Annotated in this window: 1 protein-coding gene; it reads right to left on the bottom strand. The window is 28.9% G+C overall.

Annotated elements, in window-relative coordinates; all coding sequences use genetic code 11:
* Positions 1-97 precede the first annotated feature (97 nt).
* Complete coding sequence (locus GOQ24_RS16345; RefSeq protein WP_155093406.1) at positions 98-355, bottom strand: hypothetical protein; 258 nt, start codon at positions 353-355, stop codon at positions 98-100.
* Positions 356-881 lie beyond the last annotated feature (526 nt).

Below are 881 nucleotides of genomic sequence, written 5' to 3'. Positions count from 1 at the left end.
TGCACCTTGAAGATAATTATTTTTGAGGACAAACAATGAAAAAACCCCGCCTTTTTTAGACGGGGTTTTGTTTTTTAGGCTTTTTAGACAGCCTCTTTTAGTTTATATAAATCAGTATTTGAACAATTAGGTATAATAGTGTAACCGTAAATATCGGCGCTATTCGCTTTTGAATAGCTTGTCGAAAGGGAACTTTGTAAAATAGTATATCCCGAAGTAATCGGTAAGTAATTATACAGAATACGATTGCAAAAGATATATTCAAGACAAGCTTAATGTCAGTTAATGTTGCAATGCCTGCTATCTCTAATGGCATCGGTGTAAATAAAGATGTTTGTGTTGTTATCAGTGTCATACTTCTTTATTTTAAGAATTGTTTTTCTTAAAGGTAAGTAAATGACTCGGTTAAATAATCTTTCTGTTCTATTTTTTTCTTTTTGCTTATTGAAACAATTGAAATGTACAATTACATATAGACCATCTACATCTTTGATTTGTATAGTGATTTGAGCTGTTTTATAAATTTTAAAGTAGAACTTTTTAACGAAAATAAGGATGTCTCGTAATTCTTCTTTTCAATTTTGAAAAATGGTTAATAAAAAGCTTGGTGTGATAGAATACCTGCAATTTATTATTATGTTTCCCTTTTTATGTTTGATTATTATATAAATTGGCTTAAATTTGAAATAGATGTTAATTGAATTAACGTTTTAGTAGTAGTTATTTTGTTTTTTTATAAAGACATAGGTTTTTCTTAAGACCTGAAATCAAATAGTTTTAATTGTAATATGAAGAGATTTTTTACTGTAATTGTTTTACTGTGCTCCCTCTGGAGTATGGGACAAACTCCCGGTGGTATTAACGGAGTTACGGTTGAGTAT

Origin of the sequence: Myroides sp. LoEW2-1 (assembly GCF_009767705.1) — a bacterium.
In the GTDB taxonomy this organism is placed as follows: domain Bacteria; phylum Bacteroidota; class Bacteroidia; order Flavobacteriales; family Flavobacteriaceae; genus Flavobacterium; species Flavobacterium album_A.
Note: the sequence above shows the minus strand (reverse complement) of the source record. Positions and strands in the feature narration are given on the sequence as shown.

Excerpts from the sequence above, each read along its gene's own strand:
- GOQ24_RS16345 (WP_155093406.1), bottom strand. The coding sequence starts at position 355 with ATGACACTGATAACAACACAAACATCTTTATTTACACCGATGCCATTA.